The organism is Mucilaginibacter achroorhodeus (assembly GCF_007846095.1).
Taxonomy (GTDB): Bacteria; Bacteroidota; Bacteroidia; order Sphingobacteriales; family Sphingobacteriaceae; genus Mucilaginibacter; species Mucilaginibacter achroorhodeus.
The window spans coordinates 826,828-850,410 of sequence record NZ_VOEI01000001.1 but is presented as its reverse complement, the minus strand read 5'-3'; the positions used below and the strand labels follow the sequence as shown (position 1 = coordinate 850,410).

The window sequence follows — 23,583 nt, the reverse complement described above, 5'->3', positions numbered from 1 at the left end:
CCTAATACCTTACACCCAGTCTTATAGTTTGCGAAATTAACAAACCAGCTATAAAGGTAAAAGTTTATGTTTTATAATTAACAATATTTAACGGTAATGTGAGCTGTAGGGATAGCTTCAGGCTGCCAAAGCTTTGATAAAGTTGTTATGAGACTAAAATGTAGAAGTTCAATCATTGATCTTAACATTCCAAATCTTCTCTGCCTTGCGGCCAACCAGCCAAAATGACAGCGCTAATATGGCGAAGAAAAGCGTTTTGTTGGTGCTTTCCCAAAAATACTCAAAGTACTTGGTGTATATGGAGATAATGAGGAAGGTGATGCCGAATTCGCGGGCTATCACATCTTTCTTTTTTAAACCATAGAGCAGGAACAAACCGGCTACGATGGCTGAGATAATGCCCCAGTAATACAAACTTATTTGTTTGATATGCCACCAGGTATCAAGGCTGCCGTAGTTGCCAAATATGCTTAGTAACCATAACGACATAAACAGGTAAAGCATACCCACTACGTAGGTAAGGTCCCAGAAATGGCTGAACCAGTTTTTATTCCTGAGCAAATGGCAAGCCCCAACCAATAGCAGTCCAAAGGCTACAAAACGCAGCGGGTAATTCATCCCAAGAAAATAAAATGCCCAATTGGTTTGGTAGCCCGTTTCGGTGCCAAACCAACTGCCAAATGATACCAGCGCAAACAGCCATATTAACCTCGATTGCATGCGGTAGGCAAGGAAAGCATAAACGACTACCGAGATCAGAAAAAGCAGAGAATAGTGACCTGAACCATCATCAAAAGTTTTACCCAGGTAAGCAATGCAGCAAGCGGTAAAAAATACCCCCAAAAAAATGGTTCCCTCATTGCTGAAAATCTGTTCGGGATGGCGCCTCTCTCTTTGTCGGCCCAGGTAAAATAAACCCACCGCAGCAACACCGCATATCAGGCTTATTACAATATCGGGCGTATCATAAAGTGTTTTTATCCACTCCAGCACGGCGTTATTTACAAATAACGACCCAATGGCAATGGCACCGCAAAAAAGGGCCACCCAAATGCTATACTTGGCCAGCCGCATCCAGTCGAACCCTTTAACTTCATAAGATTGCCTTAAACGCGCAGCTTGGTCGGCATCCACCAGGTTTTCTTTTTCCCAATGGGCAATGGTGTTATTTAAAAAATCGCTCTCCTGCTTATCAAGGTTTAACCTGGCCATGTAAGTGCTAAAGTAATAAATTATAATTCCCTCCCCAATATCAACCCAAACAGGCATTACAGAACATTCTTTTTAAGAGGGTTAAGCGCGAGCCGTGTTTCATAAAATAACTAAAAACCTTTCGGCAATTTAGTTTGTCGTTATACCTTTGCCGCAGTTATGAAGATCTACCATCATATAAACGATTTTACACGCGTTGAAAATGCCGTGGTTACCATTGGTACGTTTGATGGGGTGCACATTGGGCACCGTAAGATCATAGCACACATCAAAGACCTGGCTAAACGTACAGGCGGCGAAACGGTGATCCTCACTTTTTTCCCGCACCCCAGGATGATATTGCATCCCGAAGACGAAAGCCTTAAACTTATCAATACCATAAATGAGAAGGCTGAATTACTGGAGCAATTAGGTATAGACCATTTGATCATCACACCTTTCTCCCGCGATTTTTCAAATCAAACTGCTGAAGAGTATATCCGTGATATCTTGGTGAACCAGATAGGAACCAAAACAATTGTGATAGGTTACGACCACCGTTTTGGAAAAGACCGCCAGGGTGGTCTGCAAGATCTGTTAAGATTATCTCCCCGCTATGGCTTTGAGGTAGTAGAAATACCTGAGCAGGATATTAACGATGTAGCCATCAGTTCGACACGGATACGTGCGGCCTTGCTGGAGAATGATATCCATATTGCAAACGAGTGCCTGGGGTATCCATTCTTTATCACAGGCAAAGTGATCAAAGGCGACCAATTAGGCCGCCAGCTTGGCTACCCCACAGCAAACCTTTTGATAGAAGAAAGCTACAAGCTGATACCCGATGACGGCATTTTTGCCGTGCGCGTAAATGTGAACCGCAGGCAATACAAAGGCATGGCCTACATTGGTCATCGCCCAACGGTGAACGGCATGAGCCGAAACATTGAGGTTAATATCTTTGATTTTAATGACGATATCTATAACCAGCAATTACGCATGGAATTCCTGCACTTTGTGCGTAGCGATATCAAATTTGCCTCACTTGATGAGCTGGTGGTACAGTTAGGTAAAGATAGGGAAGATGTGCTGGCGCTGATGGTGATTGACGGGCCGCAGTTTGATGCTTAAGAGGCTACACTCTAATGTCATTGCGAGCGATAACGTGGCAATCTCCTCTCTTACAGATAAATGCGACGACATTGCCGCGTCGCTACCGCTACTCGCAATGACATCTTTAAATTCACGCTATTCTTTAGGCTCTTTCAACTCCGTTATCTTCCCAACCAACTCCATTACTTCATACGCGTCTTCGATCCTGAAATTGCCGCTGCGGGTCCGGCGCAAGCGCGACATATAGGCACCATTGTTAAGCGCCTTGCCAAAATCATTTACCAATGAGCGGATATAAGTACCCTTGCTGCAAACTACCCTAAAATCAACCTCGGGTAGTTCAATACGGGTTATCTCAAACTCGTTTATGGTTACGGTACGGGCTTTAAGTTCCACTTCTTCACCCCGGCGGGCTTTTTCATAAAGGCGTTCGCCATCAACCTTTATAGCAGAGTGGGCAGGTGGGTATTGCTGTATCTCGCCCATAAATTGCGCACAGGCTGCGTAGATCTGTTCGTGGGTAATGTGATCAACTTCAAACAGCTTTTCAGGTTCGCTTTCCAGGTCGTAAGTTGGTGTTGTTGACCCCAGCACCATGGTGCCGGTGTATTCTTTTTCCTCTGCCTGGAAGGTATCAATCTGCTTGGTCATTTTACCTGTGCAGATAATGAGCAGGCCGGTAGCCAGCGGATCTAAAGTGCCGGCATGGCCAACCTTTAGTTTTAGTGGTTTGAACGAATTACGGATTTTGCCTACCACGTCAAAGCTGGTCCACTTGTAGGGCTTGTTTACCAGCAGCAATTTCCCGTCGGCAAAATTTTGTATAGAGTTGAACATTATGTAACAAATAGCCTGCTTAAAACAGGCTTAATTAGCCGGCAAAAGTACCGAATTTTAAACTTAGATTAGTATCACACTCAAATACCCACAATCACAATGAAAAGAATTGCCTTACTGATGTTCATGGTGCTATCAATGTTGAGCACAGCCGCTATCCGGGCGCAGGATATTCGCAAAATGATGGATACTACAAAGTATGGCCGCAACCCTGCTGTTGGTAAATATGCTAACATACGCGGTATCAAAATGTATTACGAAGTTTATGGTAAAGGTGAACCATTGCTCATCATCCATGGTAACGGTGGTTCTATCAACAACTTCCTGTTTCAGATACCATATTTTGCCAAAAAATACCAGGTAATACTGGCAGATAGCCGTGCCCAGGGCAAAACCGTTGATAGTGCGGACTCATTAAGTTACGAGATGATCACAGATGACCTAAACGGATTGCTCGAACATTTAAAGATCAAAAATGCCAATGTAATAGGCTGGAGCGATGGCGGCATTGAAGGTCTTTTATTAGCCATGCGCCATCCGGATAAAGTAAACAAACTGGCTGTTACGGGTGCTAATCTTCGCCCTGATACTACGGCTGTTGATCCGTTTGTGCAGAAAATGGTTTTGGCAGAAAATATAAAAGGAGCCGATTCATTAAAGAAGATGAAGAACCCGCCGGCTGAAATGAAGAACCAACTAAAGCTGATGCACCTGCTATCGTACGAACCGAACATTAAAACTGCGGATCTGAAAAAGATAAGCTGCCCTGTTTTAGTTATTGGCGGCGACCATGATGTGATCACCACACGCCATACTTTAGAAATATTTGAGAACATCCCGAAGGCTTACCTGTGGATATTGCCAAACTCGGGCCACTCTACACCAATATTTTACAGGGACATGTTTAACCAGGTGGTTAGCGACTTTTTTGCAAAGCCCTACCGGTCGATTGAGAAAACGGCCAGGTTCAATTAAAGCAATTTATGTAGAGATGCATGTAATGCGTCTCTTTTTGTTTAGCGTAACCTGTCGGCAGATTTTACCAGTTTCTCGTCGCGCTGAACGGCTTTAGCGGCAAATATCAACAGGATAATGCTGAGCGAGGTAAGAAACAATCCTATGCCCATATTACGGTATTCCAGGGTGATAGGTCCAACTACTTTCTTAACGGTTTGGGCCATCCAGAAGCTGTAACCTATCAGTACCAGGATGGTGCTATAGATCAACGCGATCTGTTGTTTACGATTCCTGTAAAGGAAGATGATCACCAGAGGTATCAACCCTACAATTGCAGTCAACACAGTAAGCGCCACAAAAGACTGAACTGGTTTATCTGCGCCGTTAACGTTTTCAGTAACGCCGGTTACCGTAACATCAATCAGTTTGCCATCCACAAATAAACCATGGGCTAATGGGAAAATAAACAGCGCAAAAATTACCAGTGAAGCGAATAACAGGTATATGGATTGGATACGTTGTAACATGTTTGATTTTTAAAGGTGCTCAAAGATAGAACGGTAAATCGTAATTCTAAAATGGTAATGCTAACTTTGCCATGTGGCAAACCTCCAACGCTATTTTATTGAATTAAGTTACGATGGCACTAATTACCACGGCTGGCAGGTACAACCTAATGCCATAACCGTGCAGGAGTTGTTAAACAAGGCTTTAAGCACCTTGCTGCGCCAGCCCATAGAAACCGTCGGCTGTGGCCGTACGGATACCGGCGTACACGCCACACAGTATTTTGCGCATTTTGAAGCCCCACAGCCCCCTGAAGGGGCAGCCGAAGACGCACTTCCAAAATTCCCCCTTCAGGGGGTTAGGGGGTTAAACGCCCTGCTCCCTTATGACATAGCTGTTAGCAGGATATTTCCTGTGAGCGATGAAATGCACGCCCGTTTCAGCGCTACGCAACGTGCTTATGAGTACCACATACATTTTCAGAAAGATCCGTTCCTGCACAACTGGTCGTGGTTGCAGCGTGACATGCCCAACTTGGATTTGATGAACCATGCGGCCGCAATTATCATGGAATACTCAGATTTTAGTTGTTTCAGCAAAAGCAACACACAGGTATTCACCAATAATTGTAAAATTGTAAATGCCCATTGGGAACAAACGCCCAATGGTATTGTATTTAAAATTGCCGCCGACCGTTTTTTGCGAAATATGGTGCGGGCTATAGTAGGCACACTGATGATGGTTGGCCGCGGTGATATAGCACCCGAAGAAGTGCGCAATATTATTGAAAGCAAAAACCGCAGCAACGCTGGCACCAGTGTACCCGCCTGCGGCTTGTATTTAACAGAAGTGAAGTATTAAGCCCCCCAGCCCCTTAAAGGGGGAGTAGAATATAAAAATGGCGAAACAGGATAAAGAGAGCAAATCAAAAATTCCCCCTTCAGTGGGCGGAGGGGGAACCGTTACCGGTAAGGCCTTTGATTGGAAGTTGCTTAAGCGCGTTATGCACTACGTTGCGCCTTACAACCGGGTGTTTGTGATCGCCACTATCCTTACTATCTTTTTGGCGGGTGTAGCTTTGCTACAACCTATCCTGATACAGATAACCCTGGATAAATATATTTTAGGTAACGACTATAACGGCCTTGTTTTTATGATAGGCCTTATGCTGGTACAACTGGTGGTACAAACCATTGCCCAGTATTATCAAACCTACTCTACCAACGCCTTAGGTCAATCCGTTATCCGCGACCTGCGTAAGGATGTTTTCAACCACATCACCAGCTTGCGTTTACGATATTTTGACCGTACGCCTATCGGTATGCTCATCACCCGCACAGTATCAGACCTGGAAACCATTGCTGATATTTTTTCGGAAGGGTTAATATCCATTATGGGCGATCTGTTATTGGTTGTTGCCGTTATTGGGTACATGCTGTGGCAGGATTGGAAACTGGCTTTGATCACGTTGATCCCGATGCCTTTCCTGTTTGCATCAACCTATGTATTTAAAGAGGCTATTAAATCATCGTTCCAGGAAGTACGTACACAGGTGGCGCAACTGAACACTTTTTTGGCCGAGCATATCAGCGGTATCAGCATCATCCAATACTTTGCCCGGGAGGAGCAGGAGATGCGCAAATTTGTAGATGTAAATAAAAAATACCGCGATGCCAACATCCGCTCAAACTGGTATTATTCTATATTTTTTCCGGTTGTGGAGATACTGTTTGCTGTTTGTATAGCCTTGCTGGTTTGGTACGGCTGTAAGCGTATATTAAACGACCAGCAAATGCACACCCTTTCGGCCTCGCCGAATGGCATTACGCCAGGTGTAATAACCGGGTTCATTGTGCTGCTGAACATGCTTTTCCGCCCTATACGCCAACTGGCAGATAAATTTAACACTCTGCAAATGGGGATGGTAGGTGCCGACCGTATCTTTAAGGTTTTGGATACCGACGATGTTGCACCTGACGAAGGTAAACTTGCCCCATCAGTTTTGCAGGGCGACATCCATTTCAACAACGTTTGGTTTGCTTATAACGATGAAAATTGGGTGCTTAAAGATATCAGCTTCCACGTTAAGCCCGGCGAAACCCTGGCTTTGGTAGGGGCAACAGGTGCCGGCAAATCATCTACTATAAATATCCTTAACCGTTTTTACGATATCGGCAGGGGAGATGTGAAGGTAGATGGGCACGACATCCGCGATTATAAGGTTGATTACCTCCGTTCAAAAATTGCCACCGTTATTCAGGATGTTTTCCTGTTTACCGATACCATTGGCAACAATATCAGTCTCAACCGCGAAGACATTACCCGCGAACAGATCATTGCAGCTGCAAAAGACGTTGGTGCACATGATTTTATTGAGCGATTACCCGGCGGTTATGATTACAATGTGATGGAACGTGGCTCCACGCTTTCGGCAGGGCAAGCGCAACTAATATCATTTATACGGGCCCTGGTCTATAACCCGGCAATATTGGTATTGGACGAGGCCACCTCATCAGTAGATACTGAGACTGAGATCCTGATCCAGAACGCCATCAATAAACTGATGCAGGGACGTACGGCCATTGTTATTGCGCATAGGCTATCTACCATCCAAAACGCTGATAAGATCATCGTGCTTGACCATGGTGAGATAAAGGAAATGGGTACCCACCAGCAACTGTTGCGTATAGAGGGTGGTTATTACCGTAAATTGTACGATCTGCAATTTAACTCGGCGGGTATAGCCAAAAGTGTTTGAGTTTCTACTCAAAACGCCATGTCATTTCGAGCGAACAGAAGGGTGGGGATGTAAAAAGGGGTGACGAGAAATCTTCTACGCGCGATAGTTCCAGTGCAGAAGATTTCTCCTCGTTCGAAATGACATTTTTATTTTCCTACTTCGATTCCAATCTCCGCTCATTATCATCTGATGCATCAGGTTGATCTTTTGACGGGGGATTCTTGATCGGATCAACAGGTTGTTCCTCACGTTCTGCTTTTTTAGCAATGTTTTCCTGCTCGGGCTGGTCGGCATTGTATTGTTCGTCTTCCTTACGCACTACACTTTCGTTACCGTTATCATTTGGGCGTTTGGTTGGCGTATCAGAAGGAGATGGTTTATCGTGGTTGTTTGCTGGTGTTGTCATGTAAAGGTAACACAGCAAAAACGAAAAGGTTGTTTTGCAGCAAGCTATTCGCCGGGATACTTCAATCCTACCTGCCGCCTCGCTTCATCTATCATGGCGATCATTTGCCTCGACATCTCATGGCTAACGATAGGGCTTTGGGTTTCGCCTTGCCTGATAAGTTCACAAAAATGCGCTATTTCATAATTCAATCCGCCTGCGGTAAAAGGTTCATTAAGCTCTACCAACCGGCCGTCAAGATAATCAATGGTCGCTTTGGCAGGGTTCCACCAGTTTTTATGGATAGTGATATTGCCCAGGGTTCCGCAGATCAGGGCATCGCCTTTTCCATGAAGATCAAAGCCGCTGTAAAGTTGCGCATATCCTCCGTTTTGATGTATGGTTTGGAAAACGCTGAACATATCCAGTTCCGTACCATTAAAACGCCCCATCGCCTGTACATTTTCAGTTTTTCCTAACCAGTCGATGGCCAGGAAAGCCTCATAAATGCCGATCTGCATCAGGCTTCCGCCTATCAGCTCATAGCTAAAGTTAGGATCGTTTGGATCGATATCTGCCACCGATGAACCTGCCCGCACATATCCTATTTTCCCTATAGGGTTGTTCAGGAGATGCTTCTTTAGCTTTTGGTAAAGCGGGTAAAAAGGCGGTTTCATTCCTTCCATAAAAAGCAAGCCTGTTTCTCTCGCGACCGCCAGCACTTCATCAAGCTGATTTAAATTTATGGTGGCAGGCTTCTCACAAAGTACATGCTTGCCTGCACGGAAAGCTGCAATGCTGTAAGCCGCATGACTATCCGGCAACGTAGCGATATAAACTGCATCGATATCGCTTGTAAGCAAAGCCTCGGCACTGCCAAAAGGCATGCCCCCCTGCTCAGTAACAAAAGCCGCAACACTCTCTGGCCGGCGCGAATAAACGGCAGCAAGCTCGGCATCAGAAACCACTTTTATACCTTCCGCAAAACGCTGCGCAATGCGCCCGCAACCTATTATACCGAACTTCGTCATTTAGTCAAAAGTAAAAATTCAAAATTAAAAAAGCCTCAGCTGAGTTAACTGAGGCTTTTGACTTATTACTTTTGAATTTTGACTTACTATTGATATTGTATGTATAGCGGATATGGGCTATAGCGCGACAATACCTCCTGCGGCGTTAGCATGTGGTGCGGTGCCTTTTTAATATCGTTTTTGTAGAATAATTTAAAGCCTGTAAATTGTACCGGCTCCTGGTTGATAAAGTAACGGTACGTACCCGTTTTAAGATCAGGCTCGCCCCAACCGTCCATGTCCATTACAACCTGTACTTCCGGGCGTAATTTGATGTTTTTGTAGTTGGTCACCATTTTGCGGGTAAAGCGGTGCACAATTAATATTTTCGGCGGAAGCCCATTCTTTTTAACAATATTGGCCAGATAGCCCGATACATAATTGATATCATCTGCATCATAAGTGCCTATCTTTTTTCCCGGCTTGGTTCCGTCTTTCATCGAGAACTCAGGGTCCATACCAAAGTGTACTTGCGGCATTTTAAGGTATTGCTCAAATAAAGGTAATTCGGCACGGATATTTGATAAAGCTACCTGCACATCCAGGAACACAATAGCATGTGCTTTTTTAGCCAATACCAATACACTGTCTATTTGCTTAAATGGCATGCGGTAACGGTATTTACCATCTTTACCGCCATCGCCCTGCGCAACAACTGCAATGTAATGTAACGCAGGCTGTACCGGTGTTTTAGGATCTGCTTTTTCCCAGGCTTTAACTTCGCCTTTTAGCTTGGCAAGCATTTCATTAGGGGGCAATTCGCCAAGGATCCCCATCTTTTTAGAGTATAAGTTACCATAGAAAGCAACAATACGCTTAAACGGCAGTATAGCGCCACCTAATGGGTATGGGGTGCCTTTTACCGGCCAGCGGCCACTGGTATCATTGTGTGCGTTAAATTTTAGTAACGAATCGTATTTAGCTTTATCAATAGGCGGGTAGCTCGATTTTACAACACTTAGCGTGTCCGGAGAGTCGCCGGCTGCTTTTGCTTTCTTAGAAGTATCAGAGGCGGTGCCGCCTTTTTTATCTGTACCGCTGTTACCGCAGCTACTGAGAATGGCCAATGACAGGGTTAGTGCGAGGCCTGTAAATAGAACGTTTTTGAATTTCATAAAAGGTAGTTGCGAACGCAAGTTGTTTAAGTGTTTAGTATTGTTTGAGTTTTACCAATGTAAAGATAGAAATAGCAGCCTTATGAGGCCTTATTTTTAAAAAATTTTCCAAACACCCCCAGTGGCAGCTTAGGGCCCGCTGTTGCTTGTAAGTATAGTTCACCAATCTCCAGGTTCTCTACTTTTGGGAATGCGCTCTTAATTAGGTTCTCTATAATGACTGATGAAAAACCAAGCGAGTAGGTGTTAAGGATAAGAAAGTGCTCTTCGGGATCTAACAAGCTAATCACGTCGGTCATCATCTCGTTGATGTTGTCTTCCAGTTTCCATTTTTCCCCGTTGGGGCCATTGCCGTAAGCCGGCGGATCAAGGATAATGCCGTTATAAGTTTTGCCGCGTTTTGCCTCGCGTTTAACAAATTTAAGGGCGTCCTCAACCATCCATCTGATGTCTTTGATACCTGATAGTTCCTGGTTTTCGTTAGCCCAGGTAACCACTTGTTTTATCGAGTCGACGTGTGTGGTATCGGCACCGGCAGCTCTCGCAATAAGCGATGCGCCACCTGTATATGCAAAAAGGTTAAGCACCCTTGGGTTTGGTGTTTTAAACCTTTTGATGTTATCAGAAATATAATCCCAGTTAACGGCTTGCTCCGGAAAAATACCAACGTGCTTAAATGAGGTTAAACCAAGCCTGAATTTGATAGCAACATCATCATTTTTGTACTCGATATGCCAGCGATCGGGCACCTGGGGAGACTTTTTTACCCAGTCGCCCGCGGTTGCACTGCGGCCTTTAAACCGTATGTGATGCAGTTTTTGCCATTCGCTTTGGTTAAGGGCTTTGCTCCATACGGCCTGGGGCTCGGGGCGTATCAATATCAGGTTCCCAAACCGCTCCAGTTTTTCAAAGTCGCCGCAATCTATTAGCTCGTAATCTTTCCAATGGGCTGGGGTGAGGAGGTTGATCATTTTTAAAGTATCAAGTAATTAGTATCAAGTATGAAGATACTTGCAAAGCGCAAAACTACAAATTTGAAGCGACTTAAGTCTTGTGACTTGATACTTGGTACTATTTACTAACTACAACTTATCCTTAGCCGCCTGCATAAATTTGCTGGCAAATACAAAGTCGTTAAGTTCCTGGTTATCGGTGTGGGCTATCTCTTTATTTGAACCTTCCCACCATTTTTGGCCCTGGTGCAGGAATATGATATGATCGCCGATACCCATCACCGAGTTCATATCGTGGGTAACCACAACGGTGGTCATCTTGTATTCTATGGTCAGTTCGGCAATTAATTCATCAATTAATATAGATGTCTTTGGGTCGAGGCCGGAGTTTGGCTCATCCACAAAAAGGTATTTGGGTTCCATTGATATGGCACGTGCAATACCAACGCGTTTTTTCATACCGCCGGATAGCTCTGCCGGGTACAATTTGTTACGCCCTTTAAGGTTAACACGCTCTAAACAGAAATTGGCACGATCGCGTTTCTCGGATACAGACTGGTTGGTAAATAAGTTAAGCGGGAACATGATGTTCTCTTCTACCGTCATGCTATCGAATAAAGCCGAGTTCTGGAACAACATGCCTATTTGTGTACGTATAGGCACGCGTTGCTCAAAATCCATTTCGGTAAAGTTCTCACCATCAAAAAATACCTTCCCTTTTGTTGGTTCGTGCAGGCCCACAATACATTTAAGCATGGTTGTTTTACCCGAGCCTGATCCACCGATGATCAAATTATTTTTACCTGTTTGAAAGGTTGCTGAAATGCCTTTTAGTACCTCGTTTTCACCAAAGGTTTTAACAATATCCTTAACTTCGATCATAGCATTAAACGGGTTATAACAAGGTCGGCAAATAAGATCATCACACAGCTGTAAACCACACCTCTCGTAGCCGACTGGCCTACTTCAAGCGCACCGCCTGAAGTATAAAAGCCCTGGTAAGAACAAATTGATGCTATCAAAAATCCGAATACGAAAGCCTTAACCAATGCTACCCGGATGGTTAAACCATCAAAGCCATCAACCACGCCTGCAACATAGTCTGAAGGTGTTATTTCGCTTCCGGCCATACAGGCTATGTAACCGCCTGTGATACCAAGGCAAATGGATACGATAACCAAAATAGGTACCATAGTAATGCCTGCAATAATTTTAGGAGAGATGAGGTATCCCGGTGCATTAACACCCATTATTTCCAGGGCATCTATCTGCTCGGTTACCCGCATGGTACCGATCTGAGAAGCGAAATTTGACCCTACACGGCCAGCCAGTACCAATGATGATATGGTTGGACTAAACTCAAGGATGTTTGAGTCGCGGGAGATCTTACCGGCAATACTTAGCGGCACCAATGGGCTGGCCAGCTGAAAGGCCACCTGTATAGTAGTAGCCGCACCAATAAATATTGAAATGATGGCAATGATACCTAACGAGCCTATGCCCACAGACACCATCTCGCGCATTATCTCTGCCCAGTATACTTTAAACTTCTCGGGACGTTTAAAACTTAAACGAAGGAGCAGTATATATTTTCCAAAACTTGTGAACATAGATAGGGTAAAAATCTGCTAAAAATACATTTTTTAATTTAAGCTGCATACCTGCCGGTATTTGCCTTAATTTAAACTTTAAATAAAAACACATGAAAAACGCACTAATAACCGGTGCCACCAAAGGCATAGGCCGGGCGGTATCTATTGCTTTTGCTAAACAAGGAATAAACCTCTCAATTTGTTCTCGAAACCAGCAAGAATTGTTAGATTTTAAAGTTGAGTTACAAAATATTAACCCCGTTATACAGGTTTACACTACTCTTGCCGACTGCAGTAAGCACGATGAGCTAAAAAAATTTGCCGAATTCACCGAGAAAAACATGGCCTTCGTCGACATTCTTGTGAATAATGTTGGTATGTACAAGCATGTTTCCATACTAAATGATAGTGATGACAGCTTCCAGAAACAGATAGATACCAACCTGATGCCTGCCTATGAACTGTACCGTTTCTTCGGTAAACGGATGGTTTCTGTCGGTAAAGGGCATATCTTCAATATATGCTCGGTAGCATCGCTAAACCCCATAGCAGTGGCGGGTATGTACAGTGTAACCAAATACGCTTTGCTTGGTCTTAATAAGGTAATGAGGCTCGAAATGCAGGAGCATGGTGTTAAAGTCACCGCAGTGATCCCGGGCTCAACATTAACAGATTCGTGGAAGGGTGTTGAAGTTGAAGCAAACACCATGATACTTCCCGAGGATGTGGCATCGGCAATAATAAACGTACTTGGTATGAGCGCCGGCGCCAATGTTGACGAAGTGATCATCAGACCTGCACCGGGCCAGATATAAACACTACTTAACAACTAAATAAAATGGAAAAGAAACTGTATCGCGACGAACAACACAAATCAATTGGTGGGGTTTGCGCAGGCCTGGCAGAGTACTTTAATGTAGATGTATCTATTGTAAGATTAGTATTTGTTTTGGCCCTGGTATTAAAAGGTGTAGGCCTTATTCCCTACATTATCTTATGGATAGTGCTGCCAAAAAAACCAATTGGCTACCGCGATCCGTTTAAGCACGGTGTAAACCCAATGCCCGGTTACGATAGCCGATACAGCCAGCCATATGGCGATATTAAGGTAGATTATACAGTGCCTCCGGTTGACCAGGCAGGCCATCCCTTTGCCTATCCGCCGCAAAAGAAAAGCAATATGGGTATGATATTCGGTGCCATATTGATAGTTTTGGGCAGTTTATTTTTAATTGATAACCTTGATTTTATCCCTGATTTTGATTTTGATCTGCTTTGGCCAATTGCATTGGTAATAGCTGGTTTAGCGGTTATATTCAGCGGAAAAAAGAAACCCTGGGAACACCCAGAAGCTTTTCAGCAGGAAAAAAAGGAAGCAGATTTTAGTACAGCTGCACCACAAACTGATACCGATAATAACAAACACGAAGACAATAACACCTCAACTTTATAAGCCATGAGAAGCGATAAATTGGTACCGGGCCTTATCCTGGTAGGCATAGGAGTCATATTCCTTTTAGATAACTTTAACATTATAGATTTTCATTGGGGTAACCTTTGGCACCTTTGGCCAATATTCCTGATAATGGCCGGCGTTAACCTGGTTTTAGCCAACAATAAAGCAGTTTGGGCAAGTGCCATTAAGATAGGTGTTGTTATACTGGGTTTTGCACTGCTTATCTTTGGCCATTTCAAAAACCCGTGGTTCTCGCCGTTTGACAGGCACTGGCGCCTTAGTGAAAAAGGCTGGAACCATCGTGATAAAGATTTTGACATGGATGATGACAGTGATGACAACGACAACGACAATGATACCACAAGCCATTCGATCACCAAGGTTAACGGCAGCAGCAACTATGTAGAATCATTTAAACCCGGCACAGCAGAAGCCAGGCTCGAGGTTAACGGTGGCGGTACAGAATATATTTTAAAAGATACTACCTCACAATTATTTGAGGCTAATACAAAAGAGTTCTTTAATCGCTTTGTGTACAGCCATACCATGGAAGGTAGCATGCCAGTTGTTCAGCTACGCATGAAAGACAAAAAGGGCAACATCCAATGGGATAGCGATAATACTAATGCTGCTACTATGAAGTTAAACGCCAAGCCGGTTTGGAATATCAATGTAAAAGCTGGTGCAACCAAAGTTGATTTTGACCTTTCAAAATTCCGTGTTCGTAACCTTAATGTTAATGGTGGTGCCGGCTCTTTTGAAGTGAAAATGGGCATGCCTGTTAGTGCAACCCGCATAGAGGTAGCAACAGGTGTTTCTGAAGTAGATATTAAAGTACCTGAAGGTGCAGCAGTGCAGATCAAAACCAGCACAGGCTTATCTTCTGATAGTTTCCCGGGCTTTACCGACAAAGGTAACAGCACCTATGAAACTCCGAACTTTGACAGCGCAGCCAACAAAATGTTCATCGTGATGAAAGGTGGCCTGTCTGATTTTAAAGTGAGTCGTTATTAATTACAGTTTTCTTAAAAAGCGCCCCTGCCGTGTTGGTGGGGACGCTTTTGTTTTTGCAGGTGGCATAGTTGACTCACCCGGTCTTCGCTACGCTGGACCACCCTCTCTTCGCTGCGCGAAAAGAGGGTGAAATACTAAATCACTTACCCTCATTACGCTTGCGTGGATGGGGTCGACGAGCCGCCGCATGGCGGAGATGTCGGGGTGAGTAAACTATGCGCGCGATTATCAATCGGCTCTCTTTTTAATTACTTTTACTTCCAATGCAAACCGGCAACTCTTTTCCTGATCCGTCAGAAGCTGATAATTACATCCTGGTTATAGATGGTAAACCGCAAGGTCCGTTTACCATTGCCGAATTACGCCAACATAACATTAAGCCAGGCGATTTTGTAAAAACCGATGCAATGATCGATTACAAAGAGGCGCACGAGATCCCGGCTTTAAGAGAACTGTTAGGTTTTCAACGCCGCCCTTTAACCATGCAATACTTCGGTAGCTTTGATCAACGCGCCATTGCAGCGGTTGTGGATTGGCTGCTGGTGTTTGCCGTTTTTGTGCTTGCAGCTTTTGTAGTGATGCTGATGCTCTACATCTTTATCCCGGGTGAGGATAATAAGATGCTGCGTATGGGTATTATTATGGGTATCGTATCACTAACACCTGTTGCTAAATTCTTTTACAACGTTAAGTTGGAGAGTGGCCCAAAGCAGGGTACTATAGGCAAACAGCTCTTACGAATCCGAGTGTGCGATGTTTATGGCGACAGGCTTACCACCTCAAAAGCCCTTACCCGTAATGCAGCCAAGATCATTTCTACAGCCATATTTTTCATCGGTTATCTGCTGTGTTTCTTTAATTCCAAACAACAGTGCCTGCATGATATGATAGCAGATACGCTAACTATAAGAGATAGGCTGGACGAGTAGACACCCATCCCCCAAAAGGAGAGCAGAGATAATTTTCAAGTTGTCATTGCAAGCGTAGCGTGGCAATCTCCTCGCATGCATATCAAAGGCCATGAGATTGCCGCGTCATCCCGATAGCCATCGTGACTTCTCGCAATAACAGGGTTTTAATGCTTACAAACTTACACTCACCCCAAAAAAGTAATTACGCAATGGTGCAGGATTAAAGTAGCGGTTACCAACAGCGTTAAGATCATTACCCAGGCTGTAGCGCTGGTTTAGAAGATTATCGGCGCCTGCGTAAAGCTCAAGTTTGGTCTTACTGCTCACTTTTGTTTGCCACGATGCTTTGGCTTGCAGCAGGTGATACTTTGCTGCATAAACAGTATTGGCATCGTTAAGTGGTATGGATGAAGTATAATTATGCTGCACAAAGGCAGATAATCCTAAAGGCATATTGAGCAACAAGGATGAAACGATCACCTCGCGTGGTACGCCCGTTAAACGATTGCCCGAGTAACTGGCGCCTGCCACATTATAATCCCTGAATTTAAAGCGGCTGATAGATACACCTGTATTAAACTGCAGGCCGCGTACAAAATGATCGTTGTTACGTTTGATGAGCCAATCCGTAAAAGCCAGTTCGAAGCCGGGCTGGTTAGTGCCGCCAGCATTAAGATAATACTCCGTTTCGTTTGGATTTAACTGGCGCACAATAGAACCATTGAGGCGATAGTAAAACACGGAAGCATCTAACAGCATGCTTTCATCGCGGTTACGCAATCTGAAGCCGGTCTCATAATTCCAGCCTATCTGTGCTTGCAAAGCGGTATTGATGATATTATCAGTGGGGCGTACTTCAGCCGTGGTTGGTGTAGAGTAGCCCCTGCTTACTGATGCCCGCCATATAAAATCAGTTGTAACCTGGTAAGATAGCGCCAACCTTGGCATTAGCACGGCATCAAAATCCCTGGTATTTGTGCTGGTTTCGTTAAGTGGCTGCACGTTACGGAATTTATAGCCGTAATAATTTAAGCTTACTGCGGCTTCGGCATGCAGTCGTTTAAAAATATCTGCGGCAAAGCGCGTAAAAAAGAAATGCTGACCGGTGTTGATGCGATCAATCTTCTGGATGTTCCCTTTCTCTCCGGCATTGTTATCATAGTTACTGATGAGCGAGTTGGTTTGCTGCCATTCGGTGCCCAAGTTCAGTTTCCAGTCAAAGTTTTCTTTGGGGATAGCTGCAAGGGTAAAATAGCTTCGTAGTCCGTAGGTATTCTCATCGCGCTGCTCATAATTGGTGATGAAAGGATTCGCAAAATCAACATGGCTACCATAAACTGCCAAAACGTTGCTAACACGATCACTTAAAAGGGCATCATTAACAAGGCCACCCAAAAACATTTTTGTATCAATGCCTATCTTTTGCTGAATTGCGCCGGGCAACGTAGCCGTAGGCAACCTGGCCGAGCGTGGGTCTGCCTGCATCTGGGCAAGGGTTAAGCCGCCGGGCGTCTGGTAGTTAAGATCGGAATATAAGGCTATGGCCCTCAACTCGCTATTTTCCGCATATTTGTAAGTGTCACCAGCTTGCAGGTACAAACGGTGCATACGGCTGTTTTGCCTGTAACCATCATAAGTTTGGTAAGATTGATTTAGGCTGAACCTGTTATTGCCGCTTTGCTTTTGAAGCGATATTTTTTGGTGGAATAAGCCATACGAGCCACCATTGATGCCCGCATTTAAATAGGTGCCATCAACTTTACTTACCGGACTCAGCAAAACCACACCGCCGGAGTTGGCACCAAATAAACTGCCATCAGGCCCTTTCAAAATCTCTATATGCCGTATGTTGCCGATGTCTATTACATTAAGGTAAGTATTGCCACCCGCATCAGTTAGCGGTATCTCATCAAAATAGATCTTGACGTCGCGCACCCCAAAAGGCGAGCGCAGCAAACTACCGCGGATACTTAGGCGATAACTCCCGGGCGAGCGCTCCTCTGCACGCACCCCGGGTACAGTGTTTAATGCAGTAACAAATGAGTTATCGGGCTGTACCCTTAATTGTGCTGCCCCAAGCACACTTACTGATGCCGGTACGGTGATAGCAGGTTGTTCCGTTAGGTAAGCCCGAACGGTAACAGGGGTCAAATGCCTCAGCGTATCATTTTGCTTAGCCTTGCCGTTTTGTGCACTTGCAGCAATGGAAAACATAAAACAAAAAATAGGGCCGAGGTAAAAGTTCTTCATGTTGGGCGCTAAGCTAACAAAATAGCCCCTCAGATATGCAGGGGCTACGTTAAAGCTTTTCTAATTTTTTTTATTTCGATTTGCTTACACGCCAAACCTTATTACTGGCATCATCTGCTACCAGTAGCGATCCGTCTTTAGTAACAGCCACGCCAACCGGGCGGCCATAAACCTCATTTTTATCGGCATTAGCTACAAAACCCGTCAGGAAGTCTTCCGGCTTGCCGCTTATTTTCCCGTTAGCAAATGGAACAAACAATACTTTATAGCCCGATAGCACCGAACGGTTCCAGGAACCATGCTGGCCAATAAAGGCACCATCTTTATACTTAGCCGGGAATTGCGCCGCATTATAAAATACTAATCCTAATGATGCAGTGTGTGACCCTAATGACAGATCGGGAACGATGGTTTTTTTTACCATATCCGGGCGTTTGACCTCCGGCCGAGGGTCTTCGTGCTGGCCGAAGTAAGCCCATGGCCAGCCGTAAAATCCGCCCTCTTTAACACTGGTAAAATAATCGGGCACCAGTTCGTCGCCCAGGTTATCGCGCTCGTTCACTACGGTGTAAAGCGTTCCGCTTCCTGGCTGTATATCCATACCGGCAGGGTTGCGCAAACCGCTTGCATACACACGCTCGCCGCTGCCATCCGGGTTTATTTCTAAGATATTTGCCCGGCGTTTTTCCACATCCATACCGTGCTCGGCAATGTTGGTGCCTGATCCTACCGCAATAAATATTTTGTTTCCATCCGCGTTAGCGCGCAGGTTGCGTGTCCAGTGGTTGTTATATCCTCCGGCAGGCAATGATAATATCATTTTACCGGGCGTAGTGATCTTGTCCTGCCCCGGTTTATAATCGTACTTCCAAAGTCCATCGGTGTTGGCTACGTAAAATGCATTGCCAATTACCAGCATGCCATAAGGCTGATTGAGGTTAGATAGAAATACCTGCCTGAAATCAATTTTACCGTCACCATCCGTATCGCGTAGTAAAGTGATACGGTTGGCGCTCTTACCTAAGTTTTGTGATTGGGCAACGCCTAAAACCTTTGCGCCTAATTTTTTAACGCCCCGCGCTTCAGTGTTGGCTTCAGAAATAAAAATATCACCGTTAGGAGCTATATAAATATTGCGTGGGTTCTTTAAGGTATCTGCAAACAAACTTACCGTGAAACCTGCAGGTGCTGACGGCATTTTACCCGCCGGCCAACCGATTACTTTGCAATAATTTTTTACCGCTTTGGTCTCATAAGGCGCAGGCAATTTAACCTCCTGTTGCGTGGTGGCAACACTATCCGCCTTTGCTGGGTAGGGCTTTTTTTGCTCACAGGCAGTAAGTAATAAAACAAAAGCGGCTGCAAGGGTAAAATGGTTGTTCATGGTAGACTTTTAGTTAAATAAATAACTTACAGATTAATACTTTGTTTGCCACTTAGCTTTAATGAGTAATTGATTGCCGGTGAGCAGTTTGCGAATACGGTAATGTAAAGGTATATTTGATTAAACCCTGCCCGGGTTGCACCAATGCGAACCTTTTACAAACTGACGCTAATAGCGTTAACTACTGTATTTACTTTTAAAGTAAAAGCACAGGTGAGCCTTGGCAACCCCGTGGTGCCGGAAGATTTTGGGCATGGTACCAATTACTCCCCCGTTGGTCAGCCGTTACCGGCAGACCGTACCGATATGAAATTTGCCAGCGTTAGCGGCAGATGCCCGGCAAATGGCGCCTATTTGATATTGAACAGTTCTTCCAATTGCTTCGGCGATACTTTTAAGACCATTAATTTTGACCACACCGATACTAATCCATATGGTTACCTGATGATGGTGAACGGCGACAATAAACCTGTTGTTTACTATCGCAGGCGTATAGAAGCCGCCAAATTTTGTGCAGGCGCCCAATACCGATTCTCGGTATTTATTGAAAATATCAACATCGGCATGCCTAAGCCTGCAGGTTATGTTGATCCCGACATACGTTTGGTAGCCAGATCTGCAACATCCGGCGTATTTCTGCTAAACCGAGCTACCGAAGCCATAACTTCAGATACTTTTACAGAATATTATGGTGATTTTGCGGCCCCGGCAGATGGTAGCGACGTGATCGTAACGCTGGAGAACAACAGCCTTACAGGCACATCAGGCAACGATTTTGCCATGGATGATATATCCGTAAAACCGATAGGCCCGCAAATTGATGCAGGCGAAGGCAGCCCAACCGGCCCACAAAGCTTACAGCTCTGTTTAAATGCCGGTCCGCAAACGTACGTTTTAAAAGCTTTTGCGCACAACGTGGTAACGCCCCAGTATCAATGGCAGTTTAATTTTAACAAGCAAGGCTGGATAAATATGCCGGGTAAAACTAATGCAACCTTAGACCTGATTACAGAATTTCAAAACCCGCCGGTTGGTAAGTATCAATTTAGGGCGGGTGTACTTAGCGCACCGGGCGGTTCGCTTAATTGCCAAACGTTTTCGCTGCCTATAACGGTTGATGTGGTGAAAAATCCGACATTCAGTTTACCACCGGTGAGTACCTTTTGCGAAGGTGATATCTTATCAATTCCCGCACAAGGCGGCTCTGACTATTACTGGACCTTGCCTGATGGATCACATTCTACGCAATCCAGGCTGGATGTTGCCCTTAGCGCCGACAAAAGTTATGAGGGGCTTTACACCGTTACCATCACGCAAAACGGATGCTCGATAACTTCATCTACACAGGTAAAGGTTTATCCACCACTTAATCCCGTGGTAGAGAATACAGTACCCATTATTTGCAGGGGAGAAAGTGTGCAATTGAAAGTAACCGGCGGCAGCATTTACAAGTGGACACCATCAACAGGGTTAGATAAGGATAATGTAGCAAACCCCACTGCCAGCCCCAATGTTACAACCGAGTATAACGTGGTTGTAAGTAACGGCGGATGCATAAAGGAACGCACTGTTAGGGTAACTGTACTCGATCCTCCATTGGTAAATGCCGGGCCCGATCTAAGCATGGAAGAAGGCCAACCGATCAAATTACAAGGCTCTGCAAACGGCAGTGGGATAACCTATTACTGGACTCCGGCAGACGATATCAGCAACCCAACTTCGCTAACGCCAACCGTTAACCCCATCGAAGACGTAACCTACACCTTACACGTAAAATCGCAGCAATGCGGCGAAGTTACGGACAATGTGAATGTGAAAGTATTCAAAAAGCTCCTGATCTCTAACAGCTTTTCACCCAATGGCGATGGCGTAAACGACCTTTGGCGAATTGAAAAACTTTACACCTATCCGGAAAGTGTGTTAAGCGTTTACACCCGCAACGGGCAGGAGGTTTTCAGGACGGTAGGAGACGCCATGCAATGGGACGGAACGCTTGGCAACAAGCAGTTACCATCCGGCACTTACTATTACGTTATCGATAGAAAGAACAACCTTTCAAAACTATCAGGATGGGTATTGCTGATCAGATAATAATCCGTTTATATTTCATAACTCTTTTGTAAACGTATAATTTAGACGCATCTGCAGAATTTATAATGCAATTAAGTTTCAGGCTCCTTTTTCTATTACTGATTTTGTTTTGCAACAATCTATTGGCCCAGGTTTGTACCGGGAGTTTAGGCGATCCTGTTTTTAAATTCGACTTTGGCTCTGGTGACACGCCAAAATTTCCTGTAACCGGTTATACCTACAAGGCGGGTTCTTGTCCTGAGGATGGGCAATATTCCATATCAAAAACCGAAACGGGTTGTCATGATGCAACGTGGCACCGGGTTCTTAGCGATCATACAGGCAATGATGGTTACATGATGGTTGTAAACGCTGACGAAGTTGCTAATAAGGTTTTCTTCACAAAAAACACAAACATTGATGGTACCGATGTAGGGGCATTGTGTGAGAAAACTGGTTACGAATTTTCGGCCTATATCTTAAACTTGATGAAACCGAACCAGCCGGGAATTATAAGCCCGCGTGTAACATTTATTATCACCGATCTGGACGGAAAAATAATCACGCAATCTTCTCCAATAACCATTCCCGAAACAAGCGACGATAACGGGTGGGAGAAATACGGCGTGTTTTTTGAAACGCCGGCACATACTACGTCAGTGATTGTTAAAATGGTGAATAATGCCCCCGGCGGCAATGGTAACGACTTGCTTCTGGATGATATAAGCTTTAGGCCATGTATATCAAATACAATACAAGCAGGTTTTTTAAACCAGCCAACTGGCACCATTAAAAATCAATGTGTGGGAGATAAGGGAGATTACGCTATTACAGCGACGCCCCCAGCCGGGTATGACATGGTTTGGCAGGAAAACAAAAATGAGGCCGGCTGGATTGATCTTGATGCTGAAAAATCCACATTATTATTACGGTCTTTTCCACCGGGTTATCCGATTGGCACTTATCGATATAGATTAGGTATTGCACATGAAGGAAACCTGGCGAGCCTTAATTGCAGAATATACTCTAATCCTGTCAGCATTGTTATAAATGATTATCCGCACCCACTGGATATATTGCCAAAAAAAGTGTGCGAGGGCGAAAGGTTAATCTTATCAGCTACCGGCGGGGCTAATTATAAATGGACCGGCCTAAACCTGCCTGCAGCGGGCGTAATTGCCAACCCGCTGGTAGTAGATAATGTTATTCTTTCAAATGCCGGTGAGTACCATGTTGAAGTTATCTCTGAAACTGGTTGTTCAACGCCAAAATCTGTACAGGTAACCGTGATACCAAGGCCGGTGATCTCATCAATAGCGGCCGATGCACTGATATGTGAAGGTGGAGCCAGCTCATTGAAAGCTACAACAAGCGGAGCAAACACCTATAGTTGGTATCCTGCAGACGGCATGTCTGATGCCGCATCATCCCACCCCGCGGCTTCACCTACAAAGACAACTACTTACAAACTTACCGCCTTTAATGCCGATGGATGCTCCGTGACCGACTCTATAACCATTGTAGTGAACAAGCCGCCGGTAGTTAGTGCCGGCAATGCAAAGGCTATTTTTGAAGGGCAATCAACAACCTTAAATGGCAGCGTAACCGGCGATTTCACAGGCTTTAGCTGGAGCCCCACAACAGCCATGAGCAATCCTAATACACTTACGCCCATTGTAAACCCTACTGATGATATTATCTACACCTTAACGGTAACTTCACCTATCTGTGAACCGGTTATCAAGCCAGTATTTGTAAGGGTGTATAAGAAGATCATTATCCCAAATTCATTTTCGCCTAATAACGATGGGGTGAACGATCTTTGGAACATAGAAGCTTTATTCACTTATGCCCAAAGCACAACGGCAGTTTACAACCGCAACGGGCAGCAGGTGTTTTTTAGTCGCGGTTATACCACGCCCTGGAATGGTAAGCTAAACGGCGACAATCTGCCTTCCGGCACATATTATTACGTTATTAACTTAAACAACGGTACAAAACCACTGTCAGGTTGGGTGCTAATTATACGATGATAAAC

At 44.7% G+C, this 23,583-nt stretch carries 21 protein-coding genes; 10 read left to right on the top strand and 11 right to left on the bottom strand.

All coding sequences use genetic code 11. The features are described 5' to 3' along the window. Positions 1-168 precede the first annotated feature (168 nt). A complete protein-coding gene (locus FPZ42_RS03990; RefSeq protein ID WP_146269181.1) occupies positions 169-1,212 on the bottom strand; it encodes a DUF2157 domain-containing protein in 1,044 nt (347 codons plus the stop codon). A 159-nt stretch (positions 1,213-1,371) separates the two neighbouring features. Between FPZ42_RS03990 and FPZ42_RS03985 the strand changes: the two genes are divergently transcribed. After that, the gene (locus FPZ42_RS03985) at positions 1,372-2,322 is read left to right on the top strand and encodes a bifunctional riboflavin kinase/FAD synthetase (protein ID WP_146269180.1); all 951 of its coding nucleotides are present in this window, start codon (positions 1,372-1,374) and stop codon (positions 2,320-2,322) included. A 117-nt stretch (positions 2,323-2,439) separates the two neighbouring features. Here the strand turns inward: FPZ42_RS03985 and truB are convergent, their stop codons facing one another. Continuing rightward, positions 2,440-3,141 carry a tRNA pseudouridine(55) synthase TruB gene (gene truB, locus FPZ42_RS03980; RefSeq protein WP_146269179.1) on the bottom strand — a complete coding sequence of 234 codons (702 nt, stop codon included), beginning with the start codon at positions 3,139-3,141 and terminating at the stop codon, positions 2,440-2,442. Between the two features lie 99 nt (positions 3,142-3,240). Between truB and FPZ42_RS03975 the strand changes: the two genes are divergently transcribed. Then, positions 3,241-4,116, top strand: coding sequence for an alpha/beta fold hydrolase (locus FPZ42_RS03975; RefSeq protein ID WP_146269178.1), 876 nt, complete (start codon positions 3,241-3,243; stop codon positions 4,114-4,116). A 41-nt stretch (positions 4,117-4,157) separates the two neighbouring features. On the opposite strand, the gene FPZ42_RS03970 is transcribed toward FPZ42_RS03975, so the two are convergent. Continuing rightward, positions 4,158-4,625 (bottom strand): DUF4293 domain-containing protein, encoded by a 468-nt coding sequence (locus FPZ42_RS03970; protein ID WP_146269177.1) that lies wholly within the window; start codon positions 4,623-4,625, stop codon positions 4,158-4,160. A 73-nt stretch (positions 4,626-4,698) separates the two neighbouring features. On the opposite strand from FPZ42_RS03970, the gene truA reads away from it, so the two are divergent. Then, entirely contained in the window at positions 4,699-5,466 is a 768-nt protein-coding gene (truA, locus tag FPZ42_RS03965) for a tRNA pseudouridine(38-40) synthase TruA (RefSeq protein WP_146269176.1), read from the top strand. Between the two features lie 142 nt (positions 5,467-5,608). Next, positions 5,609-7,363, top strand: coding sequence for an ABC transporter ATP-binding protein (locus tag FPZ42_RS03960; protein WP_261382234.1), 1,755 nt, complete (start codon positions 5,609-5,611; stop codon positions 7,361-7,363). Positions 7,364-7,499: 136 nt separating this feature from the next. Here FPZ42_RS03960 and FPZ42_RS03955 read toward each other — a convergent pair whose 3' ends face one another. The 6 genes from FPZ42_RS03955 to FPZ42_RS03930 form a co-directional block, all read right to left on the bottom strand. Then, positions 7,500-7,751 (bottom strand): hypothetical protein, encoded by a 252-nt coding sequence (locus tag FPZ42_RS03955; protein ID WP_146269174.1) that lies wholly within the window; start codon positions 7,749-7,751, stop codon positions 7,500-7,502. A 44-nt stretch (positions 7,752-7,795) separates the two neighbouring features. Next, positions 7,796-8,761, bottom strand: a complete 966-nt coding sequence (locus FPZ42_RS03950) for a Gfo/Idh/MocA family protein (RefSeq protein WP_146269173.1) — start codon at positions 8,759-8,761, stop codon at positions 7,796-7,798. An 86-nt stretch (positions 8,762-8,847) separates the two neighbouring features. Further along, complete coding sequence (locus tag FPZ42_RS03945) at positions 8,848-9,915, bottom strand: hypothetical protein (RefSeq protein ID WP_146269172.1); 1,068 nt, start codon at positions 9,913-9,915, stop codon at positions 8,848-8,850. Positions 9,916-9,995: 80 nt separating this feature from the next. Continuing rightward, complete coding sequence (locus FPZ42_RS03940) at positions 9,996-10,886, bottom strand: class I SAM-dependent methyltransferase (protein WP_146269171.1); 891 nt, start codon at positions 10,884-10,886, stop codon at positions 9,996-9,998. Between the two features lie 111 nt (positions 10,887-10,997). Then, positions 10,998-11,750 (bottom strand): ABC transporter ATP-binding protein, encoded by a 753-nt coding sequence (locus tag FPZ42_RS03935; protein ID WP_146269170.1) that lies wholly within the window; start codon positions 11,748-11,750, stop codon positions 10,998-11,000. Next, positions 11,747-12,478, bottom strand: coding sequence for an MlaE family ABC transporter permease (locus tag FPZ42_RS03930; protein ID WP_146269169.1), 732 nt, complete (start codon positions 12,476-12,478; stop codon positions 11,747-11,749). Before FPZ42_RS03930 ends, FPZ42_RS03935 begins: the two co-directional genes overlap by 4 nt. A gap of 92 nt (positions 12,479-12,570) precedes the next feature. On the opposite strand from FPZ42_RS03930, the gene FPZ42_RS03925 reads away from it, so the two are divergent. From FPZ42_RS03925 to FPZ42_RS03910, 4 genes are all read left to right on the top strand, one after another. Beyond that, the gene (locus FPZ42_RS03925) at positions 12,571-13,275 is read left to right on the top strand and encodes an SDR family oxidoreductase (protein WP_146269168.1); all 705 of its coding nucleotides are present in this window, start codon (positions 12,571-12,573) and stop codon (positions 13,273-13,275) included. A gap of 23 nt (positions 13,276-13,298) precedes the next feature. Next, entirely contained in the window at positions 13,299-13,913 is a 615-nt protein-coding gene (locus FPZ42_RS03920) for a PspC domain-containing protein (protein ID WP_146269167.1), read from the top strand. Positions 13,914-13,916: 3 nt separating this feature from the next. Further along, complete coding sequence (locus tag FPZ42_RS03915) at positions 13,917-14,930, top strand: LiaI-LiaF-like domain-containing protein (protein WP_146269166.1); 1,014 nt, start codon at positions 13,917-13,919, stop codon at positions 14,928-14,930. A 263-nt stretch (positions 14,931-15,193) separates the two neighbouring features. After that, positions 15,194-15,859, top strand: coding sequence for an RDD family protein (locus FPZ42_RS03910; protein WP_146269165.1), 666 nt, complete (start codon positions 15,194-15,196; stop codon positions 15,857-15,859). A 153-nt stretch (positions 15,860-16,012) separates the two neighbouring features. Here FPZ42_RS03910 and FPZ42_RS03905 read toward each other — a convergent pair whose 3' ends face one another. Then, the gene (locus tag FPZ42_RS03905; protein WP_146269164.1) at positions 16,013-18,091 is read right to left on the bottom strand and encodes a TonB-dependent receptor; all 2,079 of its coding nucleotides are present in this window, start codon (positions 18,089-18,091) and stop codon (positions 16,013-16,015) included. A gap of 70 nt (positions 18,092-18,161) precedes the next feature. Next, positions 18,162-19,475: a PQQ-dependent sugar dehydrogenase gene (locus tag FPZ42_RS03900; protein ID WP_146269163.1), complete on the bottom strand. Its 1,314-nt coding sequence runs from the start codon at positions 19,473-19,475 to the stop codon at positions 18,162-18,164. Between the two features lie 144 nt (positions 19,476-19,619). On the opposite strand from FPZ42_RS03900, the gene FPZ42_RS03895 reads away from it, so the two are divergent. Together FPZ42_RS03895 and FPZ42_RS03890 are read left to right on the top strand one after the other, a co-directional pair. Beyond that, a complete protein-coding gene (locus FPZ42_RS03895; protein ID WP_146269162.1) occupies positions 19,620-21,566 on the top strand; it encodes a gliding motility-associated C-terminal domain-containing protein in 1,947 nt (648 codons plus the stop codon). Positions 21,567-21,688: 122 nt separating this feature from the next. Beyond that, positions 21,689-23,578, top strand: a complete 1,890-nt coding sequence (locus FPZ42_RS03890) for a gliding motility-associated C-terminal domain-containing protein (RefSeq protein WP_186458675.1) — start codon at positions 21,689-21,691, stop codon at positions 23,576-23,578. The last annotated feature ends 5 nt before the right edge of the window (positions 23,579-23,583 follow it).

Excerpts from the sequence above, each read along its gene's own strand:
- FPZ42_RS03990 (WP_146269181.1), bottom strand. The coding sequence starts at position 1,212 with ATGGCCAGGTTAAACCTTGATAAGCAGGAGAGCGATTTTTTAAATAAC.
- FPZ42_RS03985 (WP_146269180.1), top strand. The coding sequence starts at position 1,372 with ATGAAGATCTACCATCATATAAACGATTTTACACGCGTTGAAAATGCC.
- truB (WP_146269179.1), bottom strand. The coding sequence starts at position 3,141 with ATGTTCAACTCTATACAAAATTTTGCCGACGGGAAATTGCTGCTGGTA.
- FPZ42_RS03975 (WP_146269178.1), top strand. The coding sequence starts at position 3,241 with ATGAAAAGAATTGCCTTACTGATGTTCATGGTGCTATCAATGTTGAGC.
- FPZ42_RS03970 (WP_146269177.1), bottom strand. The coding sequence starts at position 4,625 with ATGTTACAACGTATCCAATCCATATACCTGTTATTCGCTTCACTGGTA.
- FPZ42_RS03960 (WP_261382234.1), top strand. The coding sequence starts at position 5,609 with ATGCACTACGTTGCGCCTTACAACCGGGTGTTTGTGATCGCCACTATC.
- FPZ42_RS03955 (WP_146269174.1), bottom strand. The coding sequence starts at position 7,751 with ATGACAACACCAGCAAACAACCACGATAAACCATCTCCTTCTGATACG.
- FPZ42_RS03950 (WP_146269173.1), bottom strand. The coding sequence starts at position 8,761 with ATGACGAAGTTCGGTATAATAGGTTGCGGGCGCATTGCGCAGCGTTTT.
- FPZ42_RS03945 (WP_146269172.1), bottom strand. The coding sequence starts at position 9,915 with ATGAAATTCAAAAACGTTCTATTTACAGGCCTCGCACTAACCCTGTCA.
- FPZ42_RS03940 (WP_146269171.1), bottom strand. The coding sequence starts at position 10,886 with ATGATCAACCTCCTCACCCCAGCCCATTGGAAAGATTACGAGCTAATA.
- FPZ42_RS03935 (WP_146269170.1), bottom strand. The coding sequence starts at position 11,750 with ATGATCGAAGTTAAGGATATTGTTAAAACCTTTGGTGAAAACGAGGTA.
- FPZ42_RS03930 (WP_146269169.1), bottom strand. The coding sequence starts at position 12,478 with ATGTTCACAAGTTTTGGAAAATATATACTGCTCCTTCGTTTAAGTTTT.
- FPZ42_RS03925 (WP_146269168.1), top strand. The coding sequence starts at position 12,571 with ATGAAAAACGCACTAATAACCGGTGCCACCAAAGGCATAGGCCGGGCG.
- FPZ42_RS03920 (WP_146269167.1), top strand. The coding sequence starts at position 13,299 with ATGGAAAAGAAACTGTATCGCGACGAACAACACAAATCAATTGGTGGG.
- FPZ42_RS03915 (WP_146269166.1), top strand. The coding sequence starts at position 13,917 with ATGAGAAGCGATAAATTGGTACCGGGCCTTATCCTGGTAGGCATAGGA.
- FPZ42_RS03910 (WP_146269165.1), top strand. The coding sequence starts at position 15,194 with ATGCAAACCGGCAACTCTTTTCCTGATCCGTCAGAAGCTGATAATTAC.
- FPZ42_RS03905 (WP_146269164.1), bottom strand. The coding sequence starts at position 18,091 with ATGAAGAACTTTTACCTCGGCCCTATTTTTTGTTTTATGTTTTCCATT.
- FPZ42_RS03900 (WP_146269163.1), bottom strand. The coding sequence starts at position 19,475 with ATGAACAACCATTTTACCCTTGCAGCCGCTTTTGTTTTATTACTTACT.
- FPZ42_RS03895 (WP_146269162.1), top strand. The coding sequence starts at position 19,620 with ATGCGAACCTTTTACAAACTGACGCTAATAGCGTTAACTACTGTATTT.